Here is a 22,378-nt window from a genome sequence, read left to right as displayed (position 1 = left end):
ACCCACCATCTCAGGGGTTAACCCCTCAGATGGGGTGGGGTGGCGTGGGGTGGTGGGTGGGGCTGGCTTGCGGCGTGGGGGGAGTGGGCTGCGGTGGAGGTTCGGGGGTGGTCGTGTAGTGTTGGTGACATGCATCAGATGTCGTTCCTCGCAGTAGCCGTACGAGCTTCGTGCTCTCCGGCTGCCGCTGCCTGACATCTTCTTCACCCAACCGGCGACCGGAAACGGTCCGCCGGTTTTTTGATGCCCCGGCCGCGGTCCCTTTCTGGTCAACACCTCAGACAAGGACAAAACCGCGATGACCATCGACCAGACCTTCATCGACTTCTTCCGCCGGCATGGCCACATCCCCACCACGGGATCCTCGCTGATCACCCGGCCCGGCGACCCCGTGCTGTTCACGACCTCGGGGATGCATCCGCTCACGCCGTACCTGGAAGGCGATCCGCATCCACTCGGCCGACGACTGGTCGGCGTGCAGCGATGTCTGCGCACGACCGACCTCGACGAGGTGGGTGACCCGACCCACCTGACCGTGTTCGAGATGCTCGGCTCCTGGTCGCTCGGCGACTACGGCACCGAGCAGACCCTCCGCTGGGGTTACGAGCTGCTCACCGAGGGCTTCGGCATCCCCAAGAGCAGCCTGTACGTGACCGTGTTCGGCGGCGACGACCAGGTCCCGCTCGACCAGGAGTCACTCACCACCTGGCAAGACCTCGGCCTGCCGATCGAGCTGACCACCGACGACAACTGGTGGTCGAACGGCCCGACCGGACCCTGCGGCCCCGACTCGGAGATCTTCGTCTGGACCGGCGACGGCGACCCCGAGGGCACCCCGACCACGGACGACCGCTGGGTCGAGGTGTGGAACCACGTGATGATGCGCTACCGCCGCCTGGACAACCACGACCTGGAACCCCTGCAGCAGCAGAACATCGACACCGGCCTCGGCCTCGAGCGCCTGACGATGCTGCTGGAGGGCAAGAACTCGGTCTACGAGACCAGCCTGTTCGAGCCGTGGACCAGGATCATCCCCGGCCTGTGGAAGCTCGACGAGCACGACGAGCGGATCGTCATCGACCACCTGCGCTCCAGCATGGTGATCATCGGCGACGGCGTGCACCCGTCGAACACCGGCCGCGGCTACGTCCTCCGCCGGCTGATCCGCCGGGTGCTCACCCTGCTCTGGCGCTCCGACGACACCCGGACGCTGTCCGACCTGCCGATGGAGCTGTTCGAGCACACCAGCGAGCACTTCCACCAGGGCGAGGTGCTCACCCTGATCCGGCGGATCCTGATCGACGAGGAGATCCGGTTCACCAACCTGCTCGACCGCGGCCGCCGGATCCTCAGCCACGAACGCTTCCAGAAGACCCTCGACGACTCCGACTTCGAGTACCTGCATGAGACCCACGGCTTGCCCCGCGATCTCGTCCTGCAGCTAGTTGCCTGACATCCAAAGGGCCAGCTCGTCAGCCCGCGGGTCCTCCACCAACCGAGTGGGGAGCCCGAACGTCATCACCGGCCGGGTGGTCCGCCGGTACGCCGTCCAGCCCGGCCGGCCGGTGGCAGCGAACGCGACCCACGCGGCGTGCATCGCGTCGGCCACCTCCTGCGGCGGCTGATCGCCGTACAGGGGTGACGTCGCCGTCGCCAACGTGTCGAACACGAACGGCAACTCGAGCGCATGGCAGGCATGCAGCCCGTCGAGCGCCGACTGCCAGTCGAACTCGTACAGGTACGCCGTCGCATGCGCGCGCTGAGCAAGAGCGAGCTGCAGCGTCGGCAAGCTGAAGAACCCGTCGCCGATGACCGCGCTGAAGATCTCACCGGGCGACTCGCCAGGCCGGTTCGCCGCATAGACCGCCGCGATCGCCGGATCGATCCCCGACCGGCCGAGCAGCACCGGCAACGCCTCGGCCGTGATCGCCGCGGCCATCCCGGACGGAATCGAGAAGAGCCGCATCTCCTCGGTCGTCGTACCGATCAACAAGTCGACCCCAGCTGCGGAGCCCGCCGCGATCGCGTCGAGCGGCCGCGCGTGCACCGACTCACCGTCGATCACCGGGAAGAACGGCATGATTCCGCCGCCCGCGCTGACCACGGTCGCACCCCAGCGCGCCGGATCCGGGTTCTGCCGCAACTCCAGCGCCACCACCCGTTGCGCGGCCAGCAGCTCCTCGATCGCCACCGACGCAAAACCGGCCGCAGTCGACTCGACGCCGAGCCGCTTCGCCACCTCCGCGGTGATCACAGCGCCGTCGGCCTCCAGGGCCGTGGCTGTCGCCGAACCACTCTGTACGATCGCCCGCTGGAACAGACCTCGTGCGGACGGCATCGACATCAGCGTCGCGACGCTCATCCCGCCCGCCGACTGCCCGGCGATCGTCACGCGTCCCGGGTCGCCGCCGAAGGCCGCGATGTTCTCCTGCACCCAGCGCAGGGCCGCGACCTGGTCGAGCAGCCCACGGTTGCTCGGCGCATCCTTCAGCACCCCGAAGCCCTGTACGCCGAGCCGGTAGTTGACCCCGACCAGGATCACCCCGTCGCGCGCGAACGCGGTTCCGTCGTACGCCGGAGTCGCGTTCGACCCGTTGCGGAACGCTCCACCGTGGAACCACACGACCACCGGCAACCCGGACCCGCCCGGCGTCCAGACGTTGAGGTTGAGGAACTCGGGTCCGGGGCGGAGCGGGTTCGTCAGCAGTACGTCGTACGGGGGCTCGTACGGCGGTTGTGGAGAGGTCGACCCCATGGCGGTCGCATCCCGGACGCCGTCCCAGCCCGGCGCCGGCTCGGGTGCCTGGAAGGCTTTCGGGCCGGCCGGGTCGGCGGCGTACGGGATGCCGAGGTAGGCGGTGATCCCGCTAGTGGTCGTTCCCCGAAGCTGCCCCGACGATGTCGTCGCGATGGAGTCCATACAGGTCATCATCTCGTGCGGGCGGAATTTCCGGCGGTGCGACCTTGCCCACCGACGACTGCGCGACGAAGGCGCCGAGCAGCACGATCACGCCGCCGATGATCTGGTTGGTGGTGAGCGTCTCATTGAGCAGGATCCAGGCGAAGATGCTGGCCGCCACGACCTCGACGTACGCGACCGCGCCGCCGATCGCCGCCGACAACCGCTGGACTGCTGCCGCGCCCGCCAGGTACGCCACGACGGTACTGACCACGATCAGCCAGGCGGCGAAGATCCAGCCGGGCGCGGACCGGTCGCCGATCGCGATCGTGTCGGTGAGGGTGTGCCACGGGATCGTCCACGGCACGGCCACGGCGGTCAGCGCGATGGCGCCGACGATGCTGCCGGCCGCCGTCATCACGAGTGGGTCGGCGACGCCGGTGAGCTTGTCGATCAGGATGAAGTACGTTGCCTGGCAGGCGGCCGCGCCGAGGCCGGCGAGCAGGCCGATCAGGTCGAGCTTGAGGCCGGACCAGATCTCGACGACGGTGGCCAGGCCGACCAGCGCGATGGCGACGCCGATGACGGCCGAGCGCGGTACGGCGACCTTGCGGCCGAACTTGAGCCAGCCGACCACGAGCAGCGGGCCGGAGAACTCCAGCAGCAGGGCGATCCCGACCGGGAGCCTGCTGGCGGCGACGAAGAACAGGGTCTGGCAACCGGCGATCCCGGTCAGGCCGTACAGAACGAGCTGCGGCCAGGAGCGCCGGGCGGCCGAGATGCCGGCGGTGCCGCGGAAGATCAGCACCAGCGGGACGAGGATGACGGTCGCGCCGAGGATCCGGATCCAGGCCGCCTGTTCAGGCGACATCCCGGCCTCGATCAGCGCCTTGGCGAACGGCCCTGATCCGCCGAAAGTGATCGCCGAGAACAGAGCGAAACCCAGCCCCACGGACTTGGTCCGCGCCGCGTCGTGTGCCACCTCACTACACCTCCCACCAGCTCTCCCCGGCCTTCATCAGGCAGGGGTCCTGTACATGGGCGTAACACTCTCACACTCATTACAGGGCCGTCGAGAGCTTTGCCGAGGCGTGGACGGGGGCGGTCAGAGCACGTTGACCGCCCGGGCGGCGATGACCGCGATGGTGAGCAAGGCCATCCCGGACTGGATCCCCATCAGGGTCTTGACCCGGGCGGTGAGCGGCATCGTGTCGGTCGGGCTGAACGCGGTGGACGCGGTGAACGCGACGAACAGATAGTCGGTGAAACCCGGGAGCCAGCGTTCCCAGCCCGGGAGATCGACGGTCATTTGCGGGAACAGCAGATCAGCGCGCTCTTCCTCGTGCTCATGCTCGGGCATCCGCGCGAACGGACCGCCGCGGTCGATCTCCCAGTACCAGAGCGCGAAGGCGACCACGTTCGTCACCCAGATCAGCAGCGCGGCCTTCACCAGCACCCTGCCGTCCGCTTGCTCTCCGGAGGCGAGCAGGACGATCAGGCTGATCAGATAGACGGCGTTGATCACCACCAGCACTGCCACCAGGACGAGCTCGATCCATCGCAGCCAGACCTCGTCCCGCTGCAGGTGGAACGGGTTGGTCCAGATCAACGGGATCAGCAGCCCGGCCCCGATGGCCGGCATGATCCAGCGCGGCGCTTCCATGATCTGCGGCGGCACGGCCAACTGCAGGCCCAGCGCGACGATCACGGCCAAGGAGGCCGGCCAGCGCCGGGTATGCCGGTTGGTGGGCGCAGGCGCTTTGCGAACCTTGCTCATCCGAGCATTCTCACTCACCCGATCGACGCGTCGACCACGGCTTGCCCTACGTCAGTACGCCGATAGTGCACCTGGTGACCGGTACGGCGGCGGGTCGCGAGGCCCGCGGCGTACAGGGCGGAGAGGTGCTCGGCAACGGTCGCCAGCGCCAGGCCGTACTGCTGGGCGAGCGCGGTGGTGGTGGCCGGGGGATCGAGGGCCACCAGGAGGGTGGCACGGGTGCGGCCGAGCAGGGTGGCGAGTGGGTCGGGCGGTGCCGGGGCGTCGGACCAGAGGCGGGCGGAGCCGCGGGCCGGATAGACGAGCGTGGGCTGATAGCCCTCCGTCGCGACGATGACGAGGAACGGCCAGGCGAAGGCGCCGGGGACGAGCAGCAGACCTTCGCCGGTCAATTCGTGGTCGGGGGAGTGGTGCCGGGAGGCGATCAGCTGCCCGTCCTCCCAGGTGAGCGTCGGATGCAGATCATCGAAGAGCTTCGCCAGCCCACCCGACGTCAACTGTTCACCCCGATGCGCGATGTCGTCGTCGAGAACCCGGCTGATCATCGGCCAGTCGGGCTTGATCAGCACCTCCCAGGCACTCTCGATCTGATCGGCCATCCGCTCCCGAGTCCCCGCAAGATCCTTCAGCATCCGCTCGATCTCCGGAGCCCCGGGATTGTTCCGCCCGTCCCGGGACCAGATCAGTTCCTGCCGTACCCGTTCCAACGGCGTACTCCGAACCCGAGCGATCTCCGTCGAGAACTTCGCCCGCGATGCCCGGGGTGGCGGCGTCAAGAAGTCCGGCGTAAACCCGAACCGAGGCTGCACCGCCCGCAACAACCCCAACTCAAGCCCCGCCGCCGGCCCCGCCTTCCCCTCCACCCACGGCGAATACAACGGCCGGTACTTGTGCAGATGCAGCACCCGGACCGCCGACATCGTCTCCCACAACGGCGAAGTGCCAAACCGGCACCGCAACGTGTCAGCCTGACTGAACCGCAGAACCGTCATCTTTCGGTCACAACCGAAGAATACAAGCGCAGGTACCGGACCGCGTGGTGCTTGCGGCACGAGCCGTGGCAGGCGGGGATTGGTTGCTGCAGGCAATGGCCGGAGCGCCCTGCACGCCCAAGCCCGGCGAGCAAACGGTTTCCTCGGCGTGGCGAGGCGATTTGCGGAGGTTATGCATGCCGGGGCAGTCGGCCCGGTGCGACCGGGGCTGTCGACTCGGCCCGGCCGGTGCCGTCGGCCTGGTCGGGCGGGCGGTGCCGTCGGCGCGGGCGGAGGGCGGTTGCTCAGGGGTGATCGATGGTGGCGCCCGGTGAGTTCTTTCGGGTGTCGCCGAAACAGTGGGGCGGTAGTGGAGGGTGCGTGCAGAGTCGGAGGGTGAGCGCGACTTCGTTGGGCGTCGGGTACCGGGCGGTGCTGCAGGTCCGTGGGATGCGGAGTGTGTTCTTGGCGCACGCCGTGTCGATGGCTGGGACGGTGGCGGCGCAGGTTGCCTTGTCGATCTTGGTGTTCGAGCGGACCGGGTCGAGTTTGTTGTCGGCGTTGGTGCTGGTTTGCTCGTTCTTGCCGTATGCGGTGGGTGGGGTGGCGCTCTCGTCGGTCTCCGATCGGTTTCCGGCTCGGAGGGTGTTGGTCTGTTGTGATCTGGTCAGTGCGGCTTGTATCGCGGCGATGTTGGTGCCGGGGCTGCCGGTGGGGGCGTTGCTGGGGTTGTTGTTGCTGACGGGGATTGTGGCGCCGGTGTTCGCGGGGGCTCGGGCGGCGAGTTTGGCGCAGTTGCTCGAGGTGGAGTTGTTTCCGGTGGGGCGGTCGTTGCTGAGGGCAATTGCTCAGGTGACGGTGCTGGCAGGGTTTGCGGTGGGGGCGGTCGCCGTGGCGGCGGTGGGGCCGAGCTGGTTGCTGGCGGTCGATGTGGTGACGTTTGTGGCGTCGACCGTGTTGATCAGGTTCGGTACGCCGTACACGCCGGCGGTCGGTAGTACGGGGAGTACCTGGCAGGACTCACTGGCCGGACTCCGGTACCTGCGCAGCAACGTCCCCTTGCGTCGACTCATGTTGCTCTCGTGGGTGGTGCCGGCGTTTTCGTCGATGCCGGATGGGCTCGCCGTCGCCTACGCCGTGCAGACCGGCGCGGCCGCCAGCGCTGCGGGTGCGCTCTTCGTCGGGTACTCCGTCGGCGGCATCCTCGGCGAGCTCGCCGCCGCCCGGCTCAGCCCGCGGACCAGGCGCCGACTCGTGCTCCCGCTCATCCTGCTCAGCCAGACCCCGGCGATCGCCTTCATCGCCGAGCCGTCCATCCCCACGGCTGCGATCCTCCTGGCGATCTCGGGCAGCGGCTACGCGTTCAACCAGGGCATCGACCCACTCGTCCTGCAAGCGACAGATCCGGCGTACCGGGGGCGGCTGTTCACCGTGCAGACGAGCGGCCTGATGGCGATCCAAGGTCTGGGTATCGCTCTGGCCGGTGCTGTCGGCACCCTCCTCCGCCCCAGCCTCACCATCACCCTCGCCGGCCTCGTCGGCACCACCGTCACCCTGCTCGTGGCCAGAAGAGCACTCGGACAGGTCAGGCGCTCGACCGAACGATCAGGGGAGCGGTGACCAGACGTCCTGGCTGATCGGCGTCGCCGTTGATCTCCGACAGGGCTCGGGTGAAGAGGCAGGCGGCGATGTCGCGCAACGGGATGCGGGCGGTGGTCAGGGGAGTGTCGAGCATACTGGCGAAGGGGAAGTCGTTGAAGCCGGTGACTGCTACGTCCTCGCCGACCTTCACCCCGCGCTGCTGGAGCGCGCGCATCGCGACCACGGCGAAGGCGTCGTTGTCGGCGACGAACACGTCAGGACTGTCGGGCCGGCCGAGAGCGCTCTCCACAAAACCGGCCACCGCATCCAAGGACCCGAACGACTGCAGCGAGTGCGGCGAGGTGAATTCCTGGAGGAAGCCGGCTTGGCGTTGGTGGACCCAGGGGAGGCCGCTGTCGGTCGCGAGGTAGGCCGCCCGCAAACGGCCGGTACCGCGGACGTGGCGCGCGATCCCCGCCATCGACTTCTCGTTGTCGACGTCCACCCAGCACTGCCGCTGGTCGTGGCCGGTCCGGCCGAATGCGACGAACGGGAACCCGCGCGAACTGAGGAACTCCAGTCGCGGATCATGCGGCATCGTCTCCAGTACGACGATCGCGTCGACCTGCCGGGCCGCGATCAGCTTCTCGTAGAGCGCGATCTCGGTCGCCCCCTCGGTCGGCGTCGTCACGTGGACGCCGTACCCGGCGACGGCCGCCGACTTCACCAGCCCGCCGAGCAGCCCATGCAAGAACCCACCAAGACCAGGGTTCTGATCGCTGAAGGTCTCGTCCTCGAGGTACAGCGGCAGCCCGATCACCTGGCTGCGACCCGACGACAACGCCCGCGCCGCGTGGTTCGGGGTGTAGCCGAGCTCGTCGATCGCGGCCTGCACGGTCCGTACCGTCGGCTCGCTCACCCGGTGCGGCGCATTCAGCACGTTGGACACCGTCATCGCCGAGACGCCGGCCAGCTTGGCCACGTCGGCCACCGTCGTCCGGCGTACCGGCCGTTTCTTCTCGCCTGCCATCGGGCCCCCCACGTCAGTCATCAGATCAGCTCGAGCCGGGCCACCCCGCCGGCCGGTACGTCGATCGGCCACGGCCCCGCAGGCGGCGTGACCGTCGCCCGGGACAGCTCGACGCCCGAGCAGTCAGACACTACGAGCTGGACGGGTCCGGCGCCCGCACCTTCGACGTACAGGCGTGGTTCGCTGCTGCCGTTGACCAGCAGTGTCACCCCAGGCCCGGTGCTCAAACGCACCACGGGGTTGGCGAAAACGACGACGACGGTCTCCGACCCACCGAAGGCAGCCACCTGCGTGTAGCGAGCGTCGGGCCGAGACGGAGTCAGTACGCCGTGCAGCAACGCCTCCGCGTGCTCCGCCATGAACCCGAGCCAGAACCGCACCACCCGCTCATGCTCCGGCGACAGCTCAGACAACGAGACCGACACCTGCGGCGTACTGAACAACACCCCGATGAACTGCTGAGCAACCGCCTCGGCCGAGGCTGACGGATGCCACATCAGCATGTCCGAGTGCACCGCCCGACCACCGGCCAACAGCCGGCAGTCGATCGTACGAACCCTGTTCTCGACCGCGTCCAAAGCGCAGTCGCCCGCCCGCAGGAACGTCCCGAACTGCCACAACCGCGGGCTCACATAACTCTGCCGGAACTCGATCAGCAGACTCGGCCGCAACCGGCGCAACTCAGCGGCGATCGCGGCGAAGACCAACTCGACACCCTCATCGATCGTCGCGCAATCGCCACCCGGCGCCGGGGGAGCGTCGTCCCAAGCCCAGGAGTCGATGAAGTCGAGCTTGAGCCCGTCCACACCCCAGTCCCGGACCGGCCGAATGCACGCCTCGACGATGTGCTCGCGCACCTGCGGGTACCGCGGATCGAGGATCCACGCGCTCAGCCCGTCGACGTACCCGACGGTGTAGTCCTTGAACCGCTCCCAAGCCTTCGAGTGCTCACCGATCAGCGGCGGCGCGATCCACAGCACGTAGTCCAGCCCGGTCTCGTGCACCTTCGCAACATGTGCAGCCATGTCGGGGAACGTGCTGCTCGTCGGCTCCCAGTCGCCGCAATGCGCATAACCGCGCGCAGTGTCCTCGGTCTGCCACCCGTCATCGACGATCACCGCACGGCATCCGTACTGCGCTCCCTCACGCGCGTGCGCTTCCACGGACACCGCCGACACGTGCTGATGATCGCTGTACCAAGTCGAGTACATCGCCGCACGCGCCAACTCAGGCACCGGCGTCACTCGGTCGCCGAGCTCAGCCGCCCAGGCTTCGGTGACGCCACGCAGCGCCTCGGCGAAATGCAGGCCGCGCAGGTCGATCCTGAGCGTGAAGCGGTGGACGCCGTCGACCGCCTCGACGTCGTCGATCGCCAACTGGAACAGCTGCTCCGCGCTCTCTTCGTTCACCCCGACCGCGAAGTCGCAGCCGCGAACGTCGGAGGACAGCGAGACCGTGCAAGGGCTCGAATCGTCCAGGTTCACGAACGACGCGACCGGCGCCGACCGCACCGAGCGGATGTCGCGATGCGAACCCCAGTCGGTCGGCAGCGTCCGGGCCGTGCCCTGGATCGCCTGCCACAGGGTGGCCGCGGAATCGACCGGCCAGGTCCACCGGAGCCGGACCGGCTCGGCGCGCAGGTCGGTGGCGATCACTTCGTAGTGGAGGACGCCAGGCCCGGCCGACGGCAGGGCGGTGACGGTGCCGGCGGACACCGTGCCGATCCGGCAGATGTCTCCGGCAGGGGAGCGGACCTCGAAGTCGGTGGCGGGCATGACACCGACTATAGCGGTAAAATCGAGGTGGTCGAAGGTATTGACGAATGCAATCCGGCTGCCTAGTTTTAGCGCTAATATCCCCTGTAGCCGGAAGTAGGCCAAGGATGTCCGAGCTGACCGTGGCGGCGGATCTCGGCTATGTCGAGGACGCGTTCGCCTGGGCCCGGAAGCGTGCCCTGGAGTGGGTCCGGACCGACGCCGCGCCGGGCAACCTGCCGTCGTACTGGGCGGGCTACCCGTCCCGGCCGATGTTCTACTCGCGCGACGTCTGCCACCAGGCGGCCGGCGCGCATCTGCTCGGGCTGGACGCGGAGAACTTCGCGATGTTCCGGCATTTCGCCAGGTCGGCGACCGCGGAGCGGAAGTGGTACCCGCTCTGGGCGTTCCATTTCGACGGGAGTATCGCCGCTCTCGACTATCACGGTGACGAGCACTTCGTCCGGGAGATCCCCGCGGTGTTCGACCTGACCTACCGGGCGCTGCGCCAGTACGGCTGGACCGGCGACCGTGAATGGCTCGACGATCCCGATCTGGCCGCGTACTACGAACGCTCGGCCGGCGACTTCGTCCGGGCACACGACCACGATGGCGACGGGCTCCCGGAAGCACCGGGCACCGGCGACATCTTCGAAGGCACCGCCACCTACAACGAGCACCCCGAACGGCCGCTGACGGTTGCGGCGGACGGTCTCGCCCTCCAGTACGCCGCTCTGCTCGAGCTCGCCCGGCATTTCGGGGACAACCACCGCTTGGCTGCCGAAGCTGTCCAGCGCGAGTTCCTGGGTTGGTGGGACGAGGCCAGCGGCAGCTACGCCCGCGGCCGGCTCGGCGACGGCACGCTCGACTTCGGCTGGGGGCTGGAGACGAGTTGGTTCGTACCCATGACGGGGCTGGGCGGGTCCGGCGTACGGGCCGAGCGGTTCCTGGATTTCATCGAGCAGCAGCTGGAGTCCGATCCGCCGCCGAACATCGAGGCGTTCAGCTATCTGCCGGAGGTGTTCTTCCGGTCTGGCCGCGACGAGTCGGCGTGGCGCTGGCTGCGGCACCTGATCGACAGCCGGGACGACTACCCGGAGATCTCTTTCACCGTTGTCGAGCATCTGGTGGCAGGCCTCCTCGGCCTGGTCCCGGATGCTGCTGAGGCAAGCCTGACCATCGACTCCCATCTGCCGGCCGAGATCGGTTGGCTCACCGCCGACCACGTCCACGTCGGCGACTGGGACCTACGCATCACCCAAGAAGGACGGCACACGACCGAGCTCACCGTGCACGGCGGACCGGGTCCGCTGACGGTGACGGTCGGCTCCGCCGGTCCCTGGATCCTCGAGCCCGGCCAGACGGTCCGGGCCACGTCCCCACATCCGAAGGACCTCCCATGAAGCTGTTCAACCGCCACCTGCTCCCGGTCGGAGCCGGTCTCGCCGCCCTCCTCCTCGCCGCCGGCTGTGCTTCCGGCAGTGCGCCCGCCGCCAACAACGCGGGCGGCGCCGACGACAACGGCGACATCACCTTCTCGTTCTGGGGTACGAACTCCGAGGCCGCCTCGCTGAAGGCGATCGCGGCGGCGTTCGAGAAGGCCAACCCCGGTACCAAGGTGACCACGAACTGGATCCAGGCCGACTACGAGCAGAAGATCCAGACCTCGATCGCGGCCGGCACCCAGTCCACCGTGATGGAGATCAGCAACACCAGCCTGGCCGGCTTCGCGCCGAGCTTCGCCGAGCAGCAGGTCGATCCGGGCAAGTTCATCCAGCCGAACATCAGTGAGGCGCTCAAGTTCGACGGCAAGTACTACGCGATGCCGTTCACCGCGAAGCCGAAGGTGATGGCGATCAACGTGGACGCCTTCAAGGCGGCCGGGCTGCCGTTGCCGAGTGCAACGACTCCGCTGTCGCTGGACGAATTCAGGGCGGTGGCCGCGAAGCTGTCGCACGGTGAGGGAAAGACGCGGGTGTTCGGGACGAGCAACCTGTGGTTCAAGGGCTGGCTGACCGCGGCCGGTGGCGGGTTCTACAACGCGGATGCGACGGCTTGCACCTTCGGGGACGCCCAAGGGGTGAAGACGGCGCAGTACGTCGTGGACATGCAGAAGGACAAGTACGCGCCGAACTCGCTCGACATCGACGGGCAGGACCAGGCGCAGTGGTTCGCGGCCGGCCGGCTCGGGACGTTCAGTGACTTCGGGCCGTGGACGGTCGCGGACTTCGCCAAGATCTCGAAGCCGAACTGGACGCTGGTACCGGTTCCTGGCAAGGGATTCCCGATGGAGGTCGGCGGGCTGGCGATCGCGAAGAACGCGTCCGGCAAGAAGGCGGAGACGGCGAAGAAGTTCGTCGAGTTCGCCAGTACCGACGCCGATGCGCAGAACCAGCTGATCCAGGGCAACACGGCGCTCGGCGTACCGATCATCGCTGAGTCCGTCGGGACCTTGGAGAAGATCCTGCCGGCCGATCGCAACCTGGCCGCGTTCACGACCGCGCTCAAGACGGGTCTGGTGAGCCCGTCGGTGCCGCGCGAGGCGCAGATCTCCGGTGACGCCGACAAGGGCATCACCAGCTACACCCCGCTGGGCAGCGGCAAGGACGACGTCGCGAAGATCCTGCCCGGCCTCAACGACAAGTGCACCGCCGCGCTGAAGAAGTGAGGCGGCCATGAACCCGACCATCGGCTGGATCCGCACGCTCGCGGAGTCCTGGGGTGTTCCCGCGGTGCTCGTGCCGCTGGTCCCGTTCCTGGTGCTGCTGATCGTCCTGTACGCCGCCATCGGACTGGCGGCGTACGGGGCTCGCCGGAAATGGCCGCGGGCGGACAAGACGATCGCGTTCTGGTTGTTCATCTCGCCCTGGCTGATCGGCTTCGTGGTCTTCACCGTCGGGCCGATGCTTTCTTCGGTCTACGTCAGCTTGACGTCGTGGGACTTGATCACACCGCCTCGCTTCGTGGGGGTGGCGAACTACACCGAGGCGTTCCAGGACCCGCGGGTCGGGCAGGCGATCAAGGTGACGCTGCTGTATGCGGTGATCTCGGTGCCGTTGCAGACCTTCCTGGCGTTCATGGTCGCGTTGCTGATGAATGCCGAGCTGCCGGGGATCCGGTTCTTCCGGACGATCTGGTATCTGCCGTCGCTGGTGTCGGGGGTTGCTCAGATCGTCTTGTTCCTTTGGGTTTTCAATCCGCAGTACGGGCTGGCCAATGATCTGCTCGCCAAGCTCGGGGTGCAGGGGCCGGGGTGGTTCAACGACGCGTCGTGGGCGTTGCCGACGGTGATTCTGATGAGCCTTTGGACTGTCGGTGGCGCGATGGTGATCTATCTCGCGGGTCTCAAGGACGTGCCTTTGAATCTCTATGAGGCGGCGGCTCTGGATGGCGCTGGACCGTTGCGGCTGTTCTGGCATGTGACGTTGCCGCAGTTGTCGCCGATCATCTTGTTCAATGCTTTGACCGGGATCATCGGGGCGTTGCAGATCTTCACCCAGGGGTTCGTCGCGAATGGTGGGCCGAAGGATTCGCTGTTGTTCTTCGTGTACTACCTGTACGACAACGCGTTCCAGAACTTCCGGATGGGGTATGCGTCCGCGCTGGCCTGGATTCTCTTCGTCATCATCCTGGCGCTGACCGCCGTCACCCTGCGCGGGAGTGCCTTCGCCGTGTACTACGAAACCGAACTCGGCGGCCGCCGCCGACTGCGGGCCGGCCGTCCCGCCAGGAGGAGTTGACCCATGGCGACTCTCGTCTCGACCCGAGCGCCTCTCGAGGTATCCCGTGCGGTCCGCCGCGCCGACCGGCCCTTCTGGCGCCGCAACCTGCCGCTGACGGTCGCGCTGTACGTCGTACTGGCGCTCGGCTCTCTTGCTTTCGTGTACCCGTTCCTGTGGATGATCGCGACGTCGCTGAGGTCTCTGGCCGGGGTGGGATCGTCGGGCGCGAGCATCTGGCCGCACGAGTTCCTGTGGGACAACTACAGTCGCGCGATCACGTCGTTCCCGTTCTGGCGCTATGCGCTCAACTCGGTGCTGACGACGCTGATCCCGATCGTCGGGACGGTGTTCTCCTGTTCGCTGGCCGGGTTCGCGTTCGCCCGGCTGCGGGTGCGTTTCTCCGGAGTGGTCTTCGGTGTCGTACTGGCGACGATGCTGCTGCCGGGGGAGGTGACGATGGTGCCGCAGTTCATGCTCTTCAACAACCTCGGCATGATCGACACCCTCTACCCACTGATCCTGCCGGCCTTCTTCGGCTCGCCCTTCTACATCTTCCTCTTCCGCCAGTTCTTCTCCCGAATGCCTTCGGAGCTGGCCGACGCGGCGGTCGTCGACGGCTGCGGCTGGTTCAAGATGTTCCTGCTCGTGTACTTCCCGCTGGCGCGACCCGCGGTCGTCGCCGTCTCGATCCTGCTCTTCATGGGCTACTGGAACAACTTCCTCGGCCCCGCCATCTACATCAACTCCGACCAGTGGAAAACCCTCCCGCTGGCTTTGGCCGGCTTCCAATCAGTCAACGGCACCGACACTCCGTTGCTGATGGCAACCTCAGTCCTCATCACCTTGCCCTGCTTGGCGATCTTCTTCTTCGCCCAAAAACAAATCACCAACGGAATCACCTTTACGGGCGGCCGCTGAACAACAACCCCCACGCCAGCCGTCTCCGCTCGCTCCTGCGTCGGGCGCTGGGTCTGGCTGGCGTGGGGCGGGTGCCGAATGGCTGGCGCTCCTGACGCTCGTGCAACCCGCTCTCGGCGGCCGCTCTCGCCCTCGGCAATTGGCTAGTGGTCGTCCTGGTCGCGGGTGAAGGCCGACTCGTCGAACCACAGGCCGGGGTCGGTACGGCGCGCCAGTTCGTCCAGGGCGGCGCCTGAACCGCGGAAAAGGTGTGGGTCCACCGGGATCGCGCAGCCGTTGATGCCAAGGACCACGGTGGGGTTGTCCGTGCGCATCACTCCGGCCACGTCTTGCCAGCGGATCTCGTGGACGCCGTCCTCGTCGCGCAATGCGAGTCCCTGCTCGGTCTGCACCAGTACGAGCGAGCGAGCGTCCTTGAAGAAGGTCCTTGCCGCCAGGGACGGCTTGTAGACCTTCCCCGCCGGCAGTTCGGGAATCACCCGGCAGTGCGTCTCGGGACGGAACCCGTGCGCCTTCCAGACGTCCACTACCTCCTGTTCGGCATATCCGATGGCCGAAGGAAGGGCGTCCCGCAGTACTGCCGCGATGTCCGTCGGGTGTACTTGCTTGGCCAGTGCTAGGTCAATCGGTGCCAGCGGCGGGTCACCCATCAACTGGTGCATCGTGGCGCCGAATGCCGAAGCCAGCTCTCTATCGGTGGTGGCAAGGTCCTCCTCCAGACGGGCAACCGCCAGCGCCAGCTCTTCTTCGCTGGGCCCATGGGCGGCGAGGTCGGTCAGGGCCGCTGCCACTGCCTGCGCTACCGGTTCCTCAGTGCCTTCGCGGGCTTCGGCAAAGATGACGAAGTCCCTACCCACGACCTGGCTGTCGACGACGTAGCTGTGTCCAGCGACGTGGCGACACTGCTCCTCGATCCTGTTCTCCAGCACACTCATCGCCAGTCTGGGCACGCGTGCAGCGTCGCCTGGTGGCACGGTGAGCAGTACTGCGGCTCCCGGGATGCCGTACCCGACCGCTGACGGTCCATCCAGCAACCGTCCGCGCGGGTACTCCCTGGTCGGCGCGGGCCCTTGCGGCAGCTTCAGCTCCAGCCCGTCCGGCAGCGGACCGCTCACCTGCAGTACTGCGTTGCCAGGCACGAACCACTTCCGCGCGAATGAGGTGACGTGCTCTGCCGTCAGGCCGTCGTACCCCGCACCTTCCAGCCAGGCCAGCCCCGGACCGGCAGCGCCGTACCGGACGAAGAGCAGGAAGGCAGCGATCGGATGCGCCGCCCAGCCGTCCTCGGCGGCCAGTACCCCGGCCTCGACCGCAAGCCGATCCACCGGCGGGTCGGCCAGCGCGGCGCAGAGCCGGTTCAGGAACTCGCCGACCCGCGCGGGCGATCCGGACGCCGCGAAGGTGGTCGTCATCAGATCGACCTCGGCCTCGACCTGGATCGGCAACTGACGCACCGTGCTCATCACCAGATGCTCGACGGCGTGCGCGACCCCGACGGTGCGCAGCGTCTCGTCCCGGGCTCCGACCGCGAAGGTCAGGGTGACGTCTGTGTGGTCCTGGGGATCCCGGTGCCGCAGCAGCCGCACGCCATCGACAAGCTCCGTTTTGATCACCGGCGAACTGTACTGCCGGAGCTGACGTCGGCAGGTGGGGGAGAGTTCCTGATCTGGTTGTGGGACTTGCCACAGGCGGGGGAAGGGGTTTGAGGTCTGGGCAGGTTCGTGATGGGGATGTGAGATGTCACGATGTCCGGAGCATGGCTGAACAGGGGTGGTCCCGGGTAGTGCGGGCGGCGTTGTTCGCAGTCGTCTGTGTGCTGCTCACTGCGCTGGGGCACGTGTTGATGTCCGGTGCGTCGCTGCCTTGGTGGGCGATCGGTGGGGCGTTCGCCGGGGTCTGGAGCTGCGGCTGGCGGTTGGCTGCGTGCGAGCGGGATGTTGTCTCGGTGACGGCGATCGCGGTTGCCGTACAGGCTGTCCTGCACGTTGGCTTCACCATCGCCGAGATGGTCGGCTCGGCCGGTGCCGCGCATCCGCAGATGGTGATGCCGGATGCGACTCCGGTCGCTCACCACCACGGGATGGCACACGCCCACGAGATGGCGCACGTGCAAGGGATGGGGCACGGCGGTGGCTTGGTGCTCGGGTCGATGCTGGGGATGTTTGCTGCTCACCTCGTCGTCGCGCTGCTGAGTGGGCTTTGGCTGGCGTACGGGGAGCGGGCGGTGTTCCGCATCGTCCGGTACGCCGCTCAGCGGGTGCGGGCCTCGTTGGCGCTGGTGGACAAGGTGTCTGCGCCGCTGGGGTTGCCTCGGATCAAGCCGGGGCTGGTGTTCCGCGTCCGCACCATGCGTCGGCTGCGTCTGGTGCACGCGATCGTTTCGAGGGGTCCTCCCGCTGGGGTCGCTGTCGGTTGACAGCTCGACCCACCCGTCGCTGAGCCTCTGGGGCCGCGGCGGGTTCGGCCATGCCTGCCCGGGCGTGGCCGTCGTGCGATCGGATCCGGCCGGACTGCCCGTCGGATCGTGGATTCCTGGAGAAGCAGATGCAATTCAGTGGTGATGTGGCAACAGAAGCCGGTGGCGCACCGGCGAAACAAGGTGTCAAAGGGGCCGGGTTGTTCCGGGCCTTTTGGCGATGGCATTTCTATGCGAGTTTTCTGGTCGTTCCGGTGGTGCTGGTGCTGGCGGTGACCGGTCTGATCTACCTGTTCCGGTTTCAGATCGAGCCGGTTCTGCATGCCGATCTGATGAAGGTGCAGCAGCCGGCCGGACTGGTGGCGCAGCCGTACGACACTCAGCTGGCTGAGGTGAAGAAGGCGTTTCCGGACGCGACCGTGGTGTCGATGACCGAGCCGTCCGGCGCCGATCGGTCGACGGTGTTCTCGGTGGAGACGGCGGGCGGCGCCACCCGGGACGTGTTCGTGGATCCGTACCAGGGTCAGGTACTGGGATCGCTGGATCCGGACTCGACGCTGTCAGGTGGCGCGATCCTGCTGCACGGTGAGTTGATGGCCGGTCGTTGGGGTGACGCGGTGATCGAGATCGGTGCCTGCTGGGCGCTCGTGATGGCGATCACCGGGTACTACCTGTTCGTCCGCGGGCGAGTCGCCCGGGCGCGTCGGCGTACGGCGAAAGCAGCGGGCGCCGTACTCCGGTCGCGGCACGCGTTGACGGGCTCGGTGCTGGGAGTCGGGCTGCTGTTTCTGATCGTGTCGGGCCTGCCGTGGACGGGGTTCTGGGGCGCGAAGGTGCAGCAGATCGCGACCAGCCAAGGCAGCTCGATGTGGGGCGAGGACCCTGGTGCGCTGTCGAATCCGACGTCGACCCTGGACGAGTCGCTGCCGCACAGTCATGCGGTGCCGTGGGCGCTGGGGGAGTCGAAGGTGCCGAAGTCGGACCCGGACCAGGACCGTCGTTCGGTGGCCACCATCGACACCGCGGTGGCTGTCGGCGTCCAGAACGGTCTGGCGCGGCCGTTGACGATCGCGCTGCCGAGCGGCGAGGAGGGCGTGTACTCCGTGATCGGGTACGCCTTCCGGAATCCGGCCGAGGAGCGGACGCTGCACGTCGACCAGTTCGGTGGGCAGGTGGTCTCGACGTACGGCTATCAGGACTATCCCTTGCTGGCCAAGACGGTCGCCCAAGGGATCGCGTTGCATGAGGGCCGGCGGTTGGGGACCGCGAACATGGTCGTCACCACGGCGTTCTGTCTCGGGGTGATCTTCATGTGCGTCTCCGGCCCGCTGATGTGGTGGCGCCGTCGCCCGAAGACGGCCGGCGCTGTCGGTGCACCACGGGGCCGGTTGCCGTTGAAGGCGACTCCGGTGCTGGCGGTTCTCGTGGTCGCGCTGGCGCTGTTCCTGCCGATGTTCGGGATCACGCTCGTACTCGCCCTGCTCCTCGACCAGTTGGTGATCCGGCGTACTCCGAGACTGCGCGCCTGGTTCAACACAACCGACTGAGAACGCCTGCAGCAACGGCGCCTGACGCGAAGCGCCGTTGCTGCCGGCAAGTCAGAGGTCGCGAGTGACGATCAGTCCGGTGGGCAGGGGCGGACGGCTTGGGGTTCAGTCGTGGGAGAGGCGGTCGCGGCGGTCTTGCTCTCGTTTGGAGTAGGCGGCGGCCCGGATTGCTTCGTCGGACTCGAGGCCGGAGCCTAGGCCGCCGCCGAGGGTTGCGGCGGAGGCGACGAACCAGGTGAGGACGAAGAGGTCCGCGTGGCTCATCGGGTTCTGGAGGTAGCTGCCCATCACGTCGGGGTCGAGGACGAAGTACGCCCAGGCGAGGTTCACGACGTAGAGGGCCGCGTAGCAGATGAGGACTCCGGCCGTGAGGGTCAGCAGTGTGGAGCCGTTGTAGAGGCGGGATCGGTGGCGTGCCTGGGTGGAGTCGTCGTCGGGGCGGTCCCACAGTTCACCGTCGATGACCAGCCAGCCGACGACCAGGGCGATCGAGGCGACTGTCGCGACGACCAGGCGCCACCACGACATCGAGCTGGCCAGTAGCCAGACCGTGGAGTTGACCGTGGCGACGGCTCCGGTTGCCAGTGCGGCGACGAGCGCCGATTTCAGGCCCGGTACCAGCAGCCACGGACGGTTGGCGAGCACCATGCCCGTGAGCAGACGCCAGTGGCCGCGGCGGCGGGGGAGGGTCACATGGTGCTCATCCGTCGGGTGGGGGTCTGACATGTCGGTGATCAGGGAGCGCACTGCACGGCGGGTGCGGGTACGCATCCGGAGTCCGCCCAACGCAGGCAGGGACAGTACGGCGGTCCGTTGCTCCGGGTCGGTCTCGACCAGCAAATGCCGGCCCTCGTGATCGTGGAGCGGGAGCTCGGTCAGGCCGACGACGAGGTCCCAGTCGTGTTCGCGCGCCCGGTCCTGCAGCCGGCCCACGGCCACGCCAACATCCTCGGAGCCGGTGGTGAACGGCTCACTCAGCACTGTGATGTCCCAGTGGCCACTGCCATCGTGGGGGCCCAGATCGGTCAGCCTCCGTGCGATCGCGGTCGGTGCGGCTGGATCTGCTACAAGGCCGACGCGGATGGGTTGCATCCCGGGCTGGTACCCCACTCGCTGCGAAGACACGCACAGCCACACCATGCAGCGGCACGAATCGGTTGCCCGGATCAACTGTCGGCGATCGGCTCGTTCAGCAGGACGGCTGGCCGGACGACGACACGGTCCTGCCGGTGCCGCAGGGTGGTGCCGCCTTGATCGCCCCGATCACCAGTTCCCTCGGGAGGTACGCCGTCTTCGCCGACCGGACCGGCACTTGCATCCGGCTGCTGTGGGTGTACTGCGGTTCCGTGGTGGCGCGACGGGCTAGACGGGGAGTTTGCCGGTGGTGGTGACGTGGGCGGCTACGGCGTACAGGCGTTGGTTGCGGTCCTGGGAGTAGCGCCGCAGGACGAGGAAGGCCTGGACGGCGTCGAGGCCGTAGCGCTCCATCAGGCGGCCTACTGCCTGACCGACGATCTTGCGGGAGTCGACGGCTTGCTGGAGCGAGGACTCCAGCCGGGACGACGCGATCGCGATCGACGCATGCAGGGCGAGCAGCCGGGCCGATTCGCGGTCCGCGTCGGTGAAGACGGTCGGCCGGGAGGTCACCAGGTTCAAGACCCCGCTGGTCGAGTGGGCGGTGACGAGCCGGATGGCCAGCAGGCTGCGGATTCCGTTGGCGGCCGCCGTGGGCGTCCAGGTGGGCCAGCGGTCGTCCGTGGCGGTGTCCTCGACCAGTACGTCCTCGTGATCGGAGATGGCCAGCAGGCTCGGGCCTTCCCGGAAGTCGATCTGGTACTGGTCGGCCTTGGTGATCAGCTCATCGGTGGCCGCGATGGTCTCGGGGTGGCGCCGGCGCATCAGCATCACCGAGGCGTGGTCGTAGGACAGTGCCTCGGTCGCGAACTGGAGAACGGCCTCGACCGTCGCCAGGGTCCCGATCTGGTCGTGCAGGTGCATGGCCAGCTCACCGAAGTCGCCAGCTTGGTTCGTCATCTGTCACTCCTCGTAACAGGCAATGCGCAGTACTGGCGCCAGCTTCTCGACGCCGCAAAGTTCCCGAAAATTATGCCTCAACCGGTTCAGCGACCCGGCTTCGGTCGTCAGCCCGGGCGGCGCGGCGTTTCACGGGCCAGCAGGGTGGGAACCGGAGCAGCACTCGTCCGGCAGTGTGCGGGGTTGTTGTGGTACCGGACGGCGGGTGGGGCTCAGATGGTCATCGATGGTGTTGCGCATGGCAGCGCGGCTGTGCAGTGGGAATGTGACGCGGGCGTCTTCAGGATCGTGGTCGGCCGAGTGCTCACCGAGACGGTCTCGGCGGCCGTGCGTGAGTTGCTGCTGGACGCCTGTGAGCGAGGCACGCACGGCGTAGTACTGGTCGTCGAGGCCGAACTGGAGCCGGGTAACCACGACGTACTCCGCCACCTGGTGGACGTGGCCCAGAGAAGGTGCTGGGCGGCCAGCCGCCGATTCGAGGTGGTCGCGACCGATCCAGAGATCTGCGAAGCCCTCGCAACCGCCGGAATCTGGCCGTCACCACCGACGGACCCCGCCGACGCGTAACGACCCCGACGGTCTCGGTGAGGCGAAATACTCCTGATCATATTGACCAAATGATAGCTTTGGCGCTGCGAAATGATCAGTGACCGAGAGGGAGACGATGACCGTCAACGCGGACCAGCGCCGGGAGTTGATCTACGCCACCCTCCGCGAGGCGGGGACGCTACGGCTGGTCGACCTGGCGGAGCGCATCGGGCTGCCTGCTGTCACTGTCCGCAGGGATGTGGCGAGGCTTGCGGACAGCGGCCTGCTTCAGCGGTCGCACGGCCTGGTGTCGATGCCCGCCGACGAGCGCGTGGCGGCGTCGGAGCGAGTGATCGGCGTCGTGGTGCCAACCGTCGAGGGGTACTACGACGAAGTGGTCGAGGGGGCGCGGGAGATCGCCACGTCGACGGGCACCCGGCTGGTGCTCGGAATCGCGTCCTACGAGCGGGCCGACGACGAGGCGCAGGTGAAGCAGTTGCTGGAGTCAGGCGCCGAAGGACTGTTGCTGACGCCGAACCTCCTGCCCGGCAGCGGTGACATGAAATGGATCCGGGAGCTGTCGGTACCGGTTGTGCTGGTCGAGCGGCGTCCGGCCAGGGACAGCGTGCTGGCCGAGCTCGACTCGGTGACCTCCGACCACGACCATGGCGTTCTCATCGCACTGCGGCACTTCGCGGAGCTCGGTCACACCTCGGTGGCACTGGCCGCGCTGGCGGACACGTGGACGGCGTACCAGGTGCGCTCCGGTTACGCGACGGGCATGCAGTTGCTGGGACTCACACCGCAGCCGGTGATCGACATCCCTGACAGGGGTGCTGATCGGACCGGGGTGGCCGCGGCGATAGCCGAGCAGGTAGAGGCCGGCGTAGGGGCCGTGCTGGTGCACAACGACCAGGCGGCGATCGCGCTGCCACCGTTGCTCCGAAGCCACGGACTGCGGGTTCCGGAGGATGTCGCGCTGATCTCCTACGACGACGTGTTCGCCGGTATGGCCGCGCCGCCGCTGACGGCCGTCGCGCCACCCAAGCGGGCGGTCGGCGTAGTAGCCATGGAGCTGATGGCACGCCGGTTGCGCGGCGGCCCGGAGCTTCCGGTTCAGCACGTGGGCCTACTCCCACGGCTGTCGGTCCGCACGTCCTGCGGAGCCGGCGGAGAGGGCTGACGGGCGGTGGCGTCCAGC

General features: G+C 67.6%; 20 protein-coding genes. 10 read left to right on the top strand and 10 right to left on the bottom strand.

The window, feature by feature from the left end; all coding sequences use genetic code 11:
* Positions 1-298: 298 nt before the first annotated feature.
* Positions 299-1,453 (top strand): alanine--tRNA ligase-related protein, encoded by a 1,155-nt coding sequence (locus ABD768_RS07135; RefSeq protein WP_344838602.1) that lies wholly within the window; start codon positions 299-301, stop codon positions 1,451-1,453.
* On the opposite strand, the gene ABD768_RS07130 is transcribed toward ABD768_RS07135, so the two are convergent.
* The 4 genes from ABD768_RS07130 to ABD768_RS07115 form a co-directional block, all read right to left on the bottom strand.
* Entirely contained in the window at positions 1,442-2,920 is a 1,479-nt protein-coding gene (locus ABD768_RS07130) for a carboxylesterase/lipase family protein (RefSeq protein ID WP_344838600.1), read from the bottom strand. The two genes, ABD768_RS07135 and ABD768_RS07130, sit on opposite strands and share 12 nt — an antisense overlap.
* On the bottom strand, positions 2,868-3,881 hold the full coding sequence (locus ABD768_RS07125; RefSeq protein ID WP_344838598.1) for an EamA family transporter: 1,014 nt from the start codon (positions 3,879-3,881) through the stop codon (positions 2,868-2,870). The genes ABD768_RS07130 and ABD768_RS07125 overlap by 53 nt, the downstream gene beginning before the upstream one ends.
* 123 nt (positions 3,882-4,004) lie before the next feature.
* Entirely contained in the window at positions 4,005-4,676 is a 672-nt protein-coding gene (locus ABD768_RS07120) for a hypothetical protein (protein ID WP_343968800.1), read from the bottom strand.
* 14 nt (positions 4,677-4,690) lie between these two features.
* Positions 4,691-5,668, bottom strand: a complete 978-nt coding sequence (locus ABD768_RS07115; RefSeq protein WP_343968798.1) for a DUF5937 family protein — start codon at positions 5,666-5,668, stop codon at positions 4,691-4,693.
* Positions 5,669-6,043: 375 nt separating this feature from the next.
* Here ABD768_RS07115 and ABD768_RS07110 point away from each other — a divergent pair, with 375 nt between their 5' ends.
* Positions 6,044-7,267, top strand: coding sequence for an MFS transporter (locus tag ABD768_RS07110; RefSeq protein ID WP_344838595.1), 1,224 nt, complete (start codon positions 6,044-6,046; stop codon positions 7,265-7,267).
* Here the strand turns inward: ABD768_RS07110 and ABD768_RS07105 are convergent.
* Together ABD768_RS07105 and ABD768_RS07100 are read right to left on the bottom strand one after the other, a co-directional pair.
* Complete coding sequence (locus ABD768_RS07105) at positions 7,233-8,279, bottom strand: LacI family DNA-binding transcriptional regulator (RefSeq protein WP_344838593.1); 1,047 nt, start codon at positions 8,277-8,279, stop codon at positions 7,233-7,235. The two genes, ABD768_RS07110 and ABD768_RS07105, sit on opposite strands and share 35 nt — an antisense overlap.
* On the bottom strand, positions 8,279-10,033 hold the full coding sequence (locus ABD768_RS07100) for a glycoside hydrolase family 36 protein (protein ID WP_344838591.1): 1,755 nt from the start codon (positions 10,031-10,033) through the stop codon (positions 8,279-8,281). Before ABD768_RS07100 ends, ABD768_RS07105 begins: the two co-directional genes overlap by 1 nt.
* Positions 10,034-10,140: 107 nt before the next feature.
* On the opposite strand from ABD768_RS07100, the gene ABD768_RS07095 reads away from it, so the two are divergent.
* From ABD768_RS07095 to ABD768_RS07080, 4 genes are read left to right on the top strand one after another with little or no spacing between them, the layout of a single operon-like run.
* Positions 10,141-11,415 (top strand): glucosidase family protein, encoded by a 1,275-nt coding sequence (locus ABD768_RS07095; protein ID WP_344838589.1) that lies wholly within the window; start codon positions 10,141-10,143, stop codon positions 11,413-11,415.
* Positions 11,412-12,680, top strand: coding sequence for an extracellular solute-binding protein (locus tag ABD768_RS07090; RefSeq protein WP_344838587.1), 1,269 nt, complete (start codon positions 11,412-11,414; stop codon positions 12,678-12,680). The genes ABD768_RS07095 and ABD768_RS07090 overlap by 4 nt, the downstream gene beginning before the upstream one ends.
* 7 nt (positions 12,681-12,687) lie before the next feature.
* On the top strand, positions 12,688-13,752 hold the full coding sequence (locus tag ABD768_RS07085) for a carbohydrate ABC transporter permease (protein WP_344838585.1): 1,065 nt from the start codon (positions 12,688-12,690) through the stop codon (positions 13,750-13,752).
* Positions 13,753-13,755: 3 nt separating this feature from the next.
* Positions 13,756-14,652 carry a carbohydrate ABC transporter permease gene (locus ABD768_RS07080; RefSeq protein WP_344838582.1) on the top strand — a complete coding sequence of 299 codons (897 nt, stop codon included), beginning with the start codon at positions 13,756-13,758 and terminating at the stop codon, positions 14,650-14,652.
* 143 nt (positions 14,653-14,795) lie between these two features.
* On the opposite strand, the gene ABD768_RS07075 is transcribed toward ABD768_RS07080, so the two are convergent.
* Positions 14,796-16,265, bottom strand: coding sequence for a peptidase M16 family protein (locus ABD768_RS07075; RefSeq protein WP_344838580.1), 1,470 nt, complete (start codon positions 16,263-16,265; stop codon positions 14,796-14,798).
* 143 nt (positions 16,266-16,408) lie between these two features.
* Between ABD768_RS07075 and ABD768_RS07070 the strand changes: the two genes are divergently transcribed.
* Positions 16,409-17,068, top strand: a complete 660-nt coding sequence (locus ABD768_RS07070) for a hypothetical protein (RefSeq protein WP_344838578.1) — start codon at positions 16,409-16,411, stop codon at positions 17,066-17,068.
* A gap of 128 nt (positions 17,069-17,196) precedes the next feature.
* Entirely contained in the window at positions 17,197-18,615 is a 1,419-nt protein-coding gene (locus tag ABD768_RS07065; RefSeq protein ID WP_344838575.1) for a PepSY-associated TM helix domain-containing protein, read from the top strand.
* A 105-nt stretch (positions 18,616-18,720) separates the two neighbouring features.
* Here the strand turns inward: ABD768_RS07065 and ABD768_RS07060 are convergent, their stop codons facing one another.
* From ABD768_RS07060 to ABD768_RS07050, 3 genes are all read right to left on the bottom strand, one after another.
* Positions 18,721-19,707 carry a hypothetical protein gene (locus ABD768_RS07060; RefSeq protein WP_344838573.1) on the bottom strand — a complete coding sequence of 329 codons (987 nt, stop codon included), beginning with the start codon at positions 19,705-19,707 and terminating at the stop codon, positions 18,721-18,723.
* Between the two features lie 97 nt (positions 19,708-19,804).
* A complete protein-coding gene (locus ABD768_RS07055; RefSeq protein ID WP_344838570.1) occupies positions 19,805-19,933 on the bottom strand; it encodes a hypothetical protein in 129 nt (42 codons plus the stop codon).
* A 44-nt stretch (positions 19,934-19,977) separates the two neighbouring features.
* Entirely contained in the window at positions 19,978-20,649 is a 672-nt protein-coding gene (locus ABD768_RS07050; protein ID WP_343968772.1) for a GAF and ANTAR domain-containing protein, read from the bottom strand.
* Between the two features lie 216 nt (positions 20,650-20,865).
* On the opposite strand from ABD768_RS07050, the gene ABD768_RS07045 reads away from it, so the two are divergent.
* Both ABD768_RS07045 and ABD768_RS07040 read left to right on the top strand, forming a co-directional pair.
* Positions 20,866-21,216 carry a hypothetical protein gene (locus ABD768_RS07045; protein ID WP_344838566.1) on the top strand — a complete coding sequence of 117 codons (351 nt, stop codon included), beginning with the start codon at positions 20,866-20,868 and terminating at the stop codon, positions 21,214-21,216.
* Positions 21,217-21,295: 79 nt separating this feature from the next.
* Positions 21,296-22,360, top strand: a complete 1,065-nt coding sequence (locus ABD768_RS07040; protein WP_344838564.1) for a substrate-binding domain-containing protein — start codon at positions 21,296-21,298, stop codon at positions 22,358-22,360.
* The last annotated feature ends 18 nt before the right edge of the window (positions 22,361-22,378 follow it).

Origin of the sequence: Kribbella ginsengisoli (genome assembly GCF_039537185.1) — a bacterium.
Taxonomy (GTDB): domain Bacteria; phylum Actinomycetota; class Actinomycetes; order Propionibacteriales; family Kribbellaceae; genus Kribbella; species Kribbella koreensis.
Note: the sequence above shows the minus strand (reverse complement) of the source record. Positions and strands in the feature narration are given on the sequence as shown.

What these genes read in the sequence shown, in the direction of transcription:
- ABD768_RS07045 (WP_344838566.1), top strand. Translation starts at nt 20,866, where the DNA reads ATGGTCATCGATGGTGTTGCGCATGGCAGCGCGGCTGTGCAGTGGGAA.
- ABD768_RS07060 (WP_344838573.1), bottom strand. Translation starts at nt 19,707, where the DNA reads ATGCAACCCATCCGCGTCGGCCTTGTAGCAGATCCAGCCGCACCGACC.
- ABD768_RS07055 (WP_344838570.1), bottom strand. Translation starts at nt 19,933, where the DNA reads ATGCAAGTGCCGGTCCGGTCGGCGAAGACGGCGTACCTCCCGAGGGAA.
- ABD768_RS07070 (WP_344838578.1), top strand. Translation starts at nt 16,409, where the DNA reads ATGGCTGAACAGGGGTGGTCCCGGGTAGTGCGGGCGGCGTTGTTCGCA.
- ABD768_RS07090 (WP_344838587.1), top strand. Translation starts at nt 11,412, where the DNA reads ATGAAGCTGTTCAACCGCCACCTGCTCCCGGTCGGAGCCGGTCTCGCC.
- ABD768_RS07105 (WP_344838593.1), bottom strand. Translation starts at nt 8,279, where the DNA reads ATGACTGACGTGGGGGGCCCGATGGCAGGCGAGAAGAAACGGCCGGTA.
- ABD768_RS07080 (WP_344838582.1), top strand. Translation starts at nt 13,756, where the DNA reads ATGGCGACTCTCGTCTCGACCCGAGCGCCTCTCGAGGTATCCCGTGCG.
- ABD768_RS07085 (WP_344838585.1), top strand. Translation starts at nt 12,688, where the DNA reads ATGAACCCGACCATCGGCTGGATCCGCACGCTCGCGGAGTCCTGGGGT.
- ABD768_RS07065 (WP_344838575.1), top strand. Translation starts at nt 17,197, where the DNA reads ATGCAATTCAGTGGTGATGTGGCAACAGAAGCCGGTGGCGCACCGGCG.
- ABD768_RS07120 (WP_343968800.1), bottom strand. Translation starts at nt 4,676, where the DNA reads ATGAGCAAGGTTCGCAAAGCGCCTGCGCCCACCAACCGGCATACCCGG.
- ABD768_RS07100 (WP_344838591.1), bottom strand. Translation starts at nt 10,033, where the DNA reads ATGCCCGCCACCGACTTCGAGGTCCGCTCCCCTGCCGGAGACATCTGC.
- ABD768_RS07130 (WP_344838600.1), bottom strand. Translation starts at nt 2,920, where the DNA reads ATGGACTCCATCGCGACGACATCGTCGGGGCAGCTTCGGGGAACGACC.
- ABD768_RS07095 (WP_344838589.1), top strand. Translation starts at nt 10,141, where the DNA reads ATGTCCGAGCTGACCGTGGCGGCGGATCTCGGCTATGTCGAGGACGCG.
- ABD768_RS07050 (WP_343968772.1), bottom strand. Translation starts at nt 20,649, where the DNA reads ATGACGAACCAAGCTGGCGACTTCGGTGAGCTGGCCATGCACCTGCAC.
- ABD768_RS07135 (WP_344838602.1), top strand. Translation starts at nt 299, where the DNA reads ATGACCATCGACCAGACCTTCATCGACTTCTTCCGCCGGCATGGCCAC.
- ABD768_RS07115 (WP_343968798.1), bottom strand. Translation starts at nt 5,668, where the DNA reads ATGACGGTTCTGCGGTTCAGTCAGGCTGACACGTTGCGGTGCCGGTTT.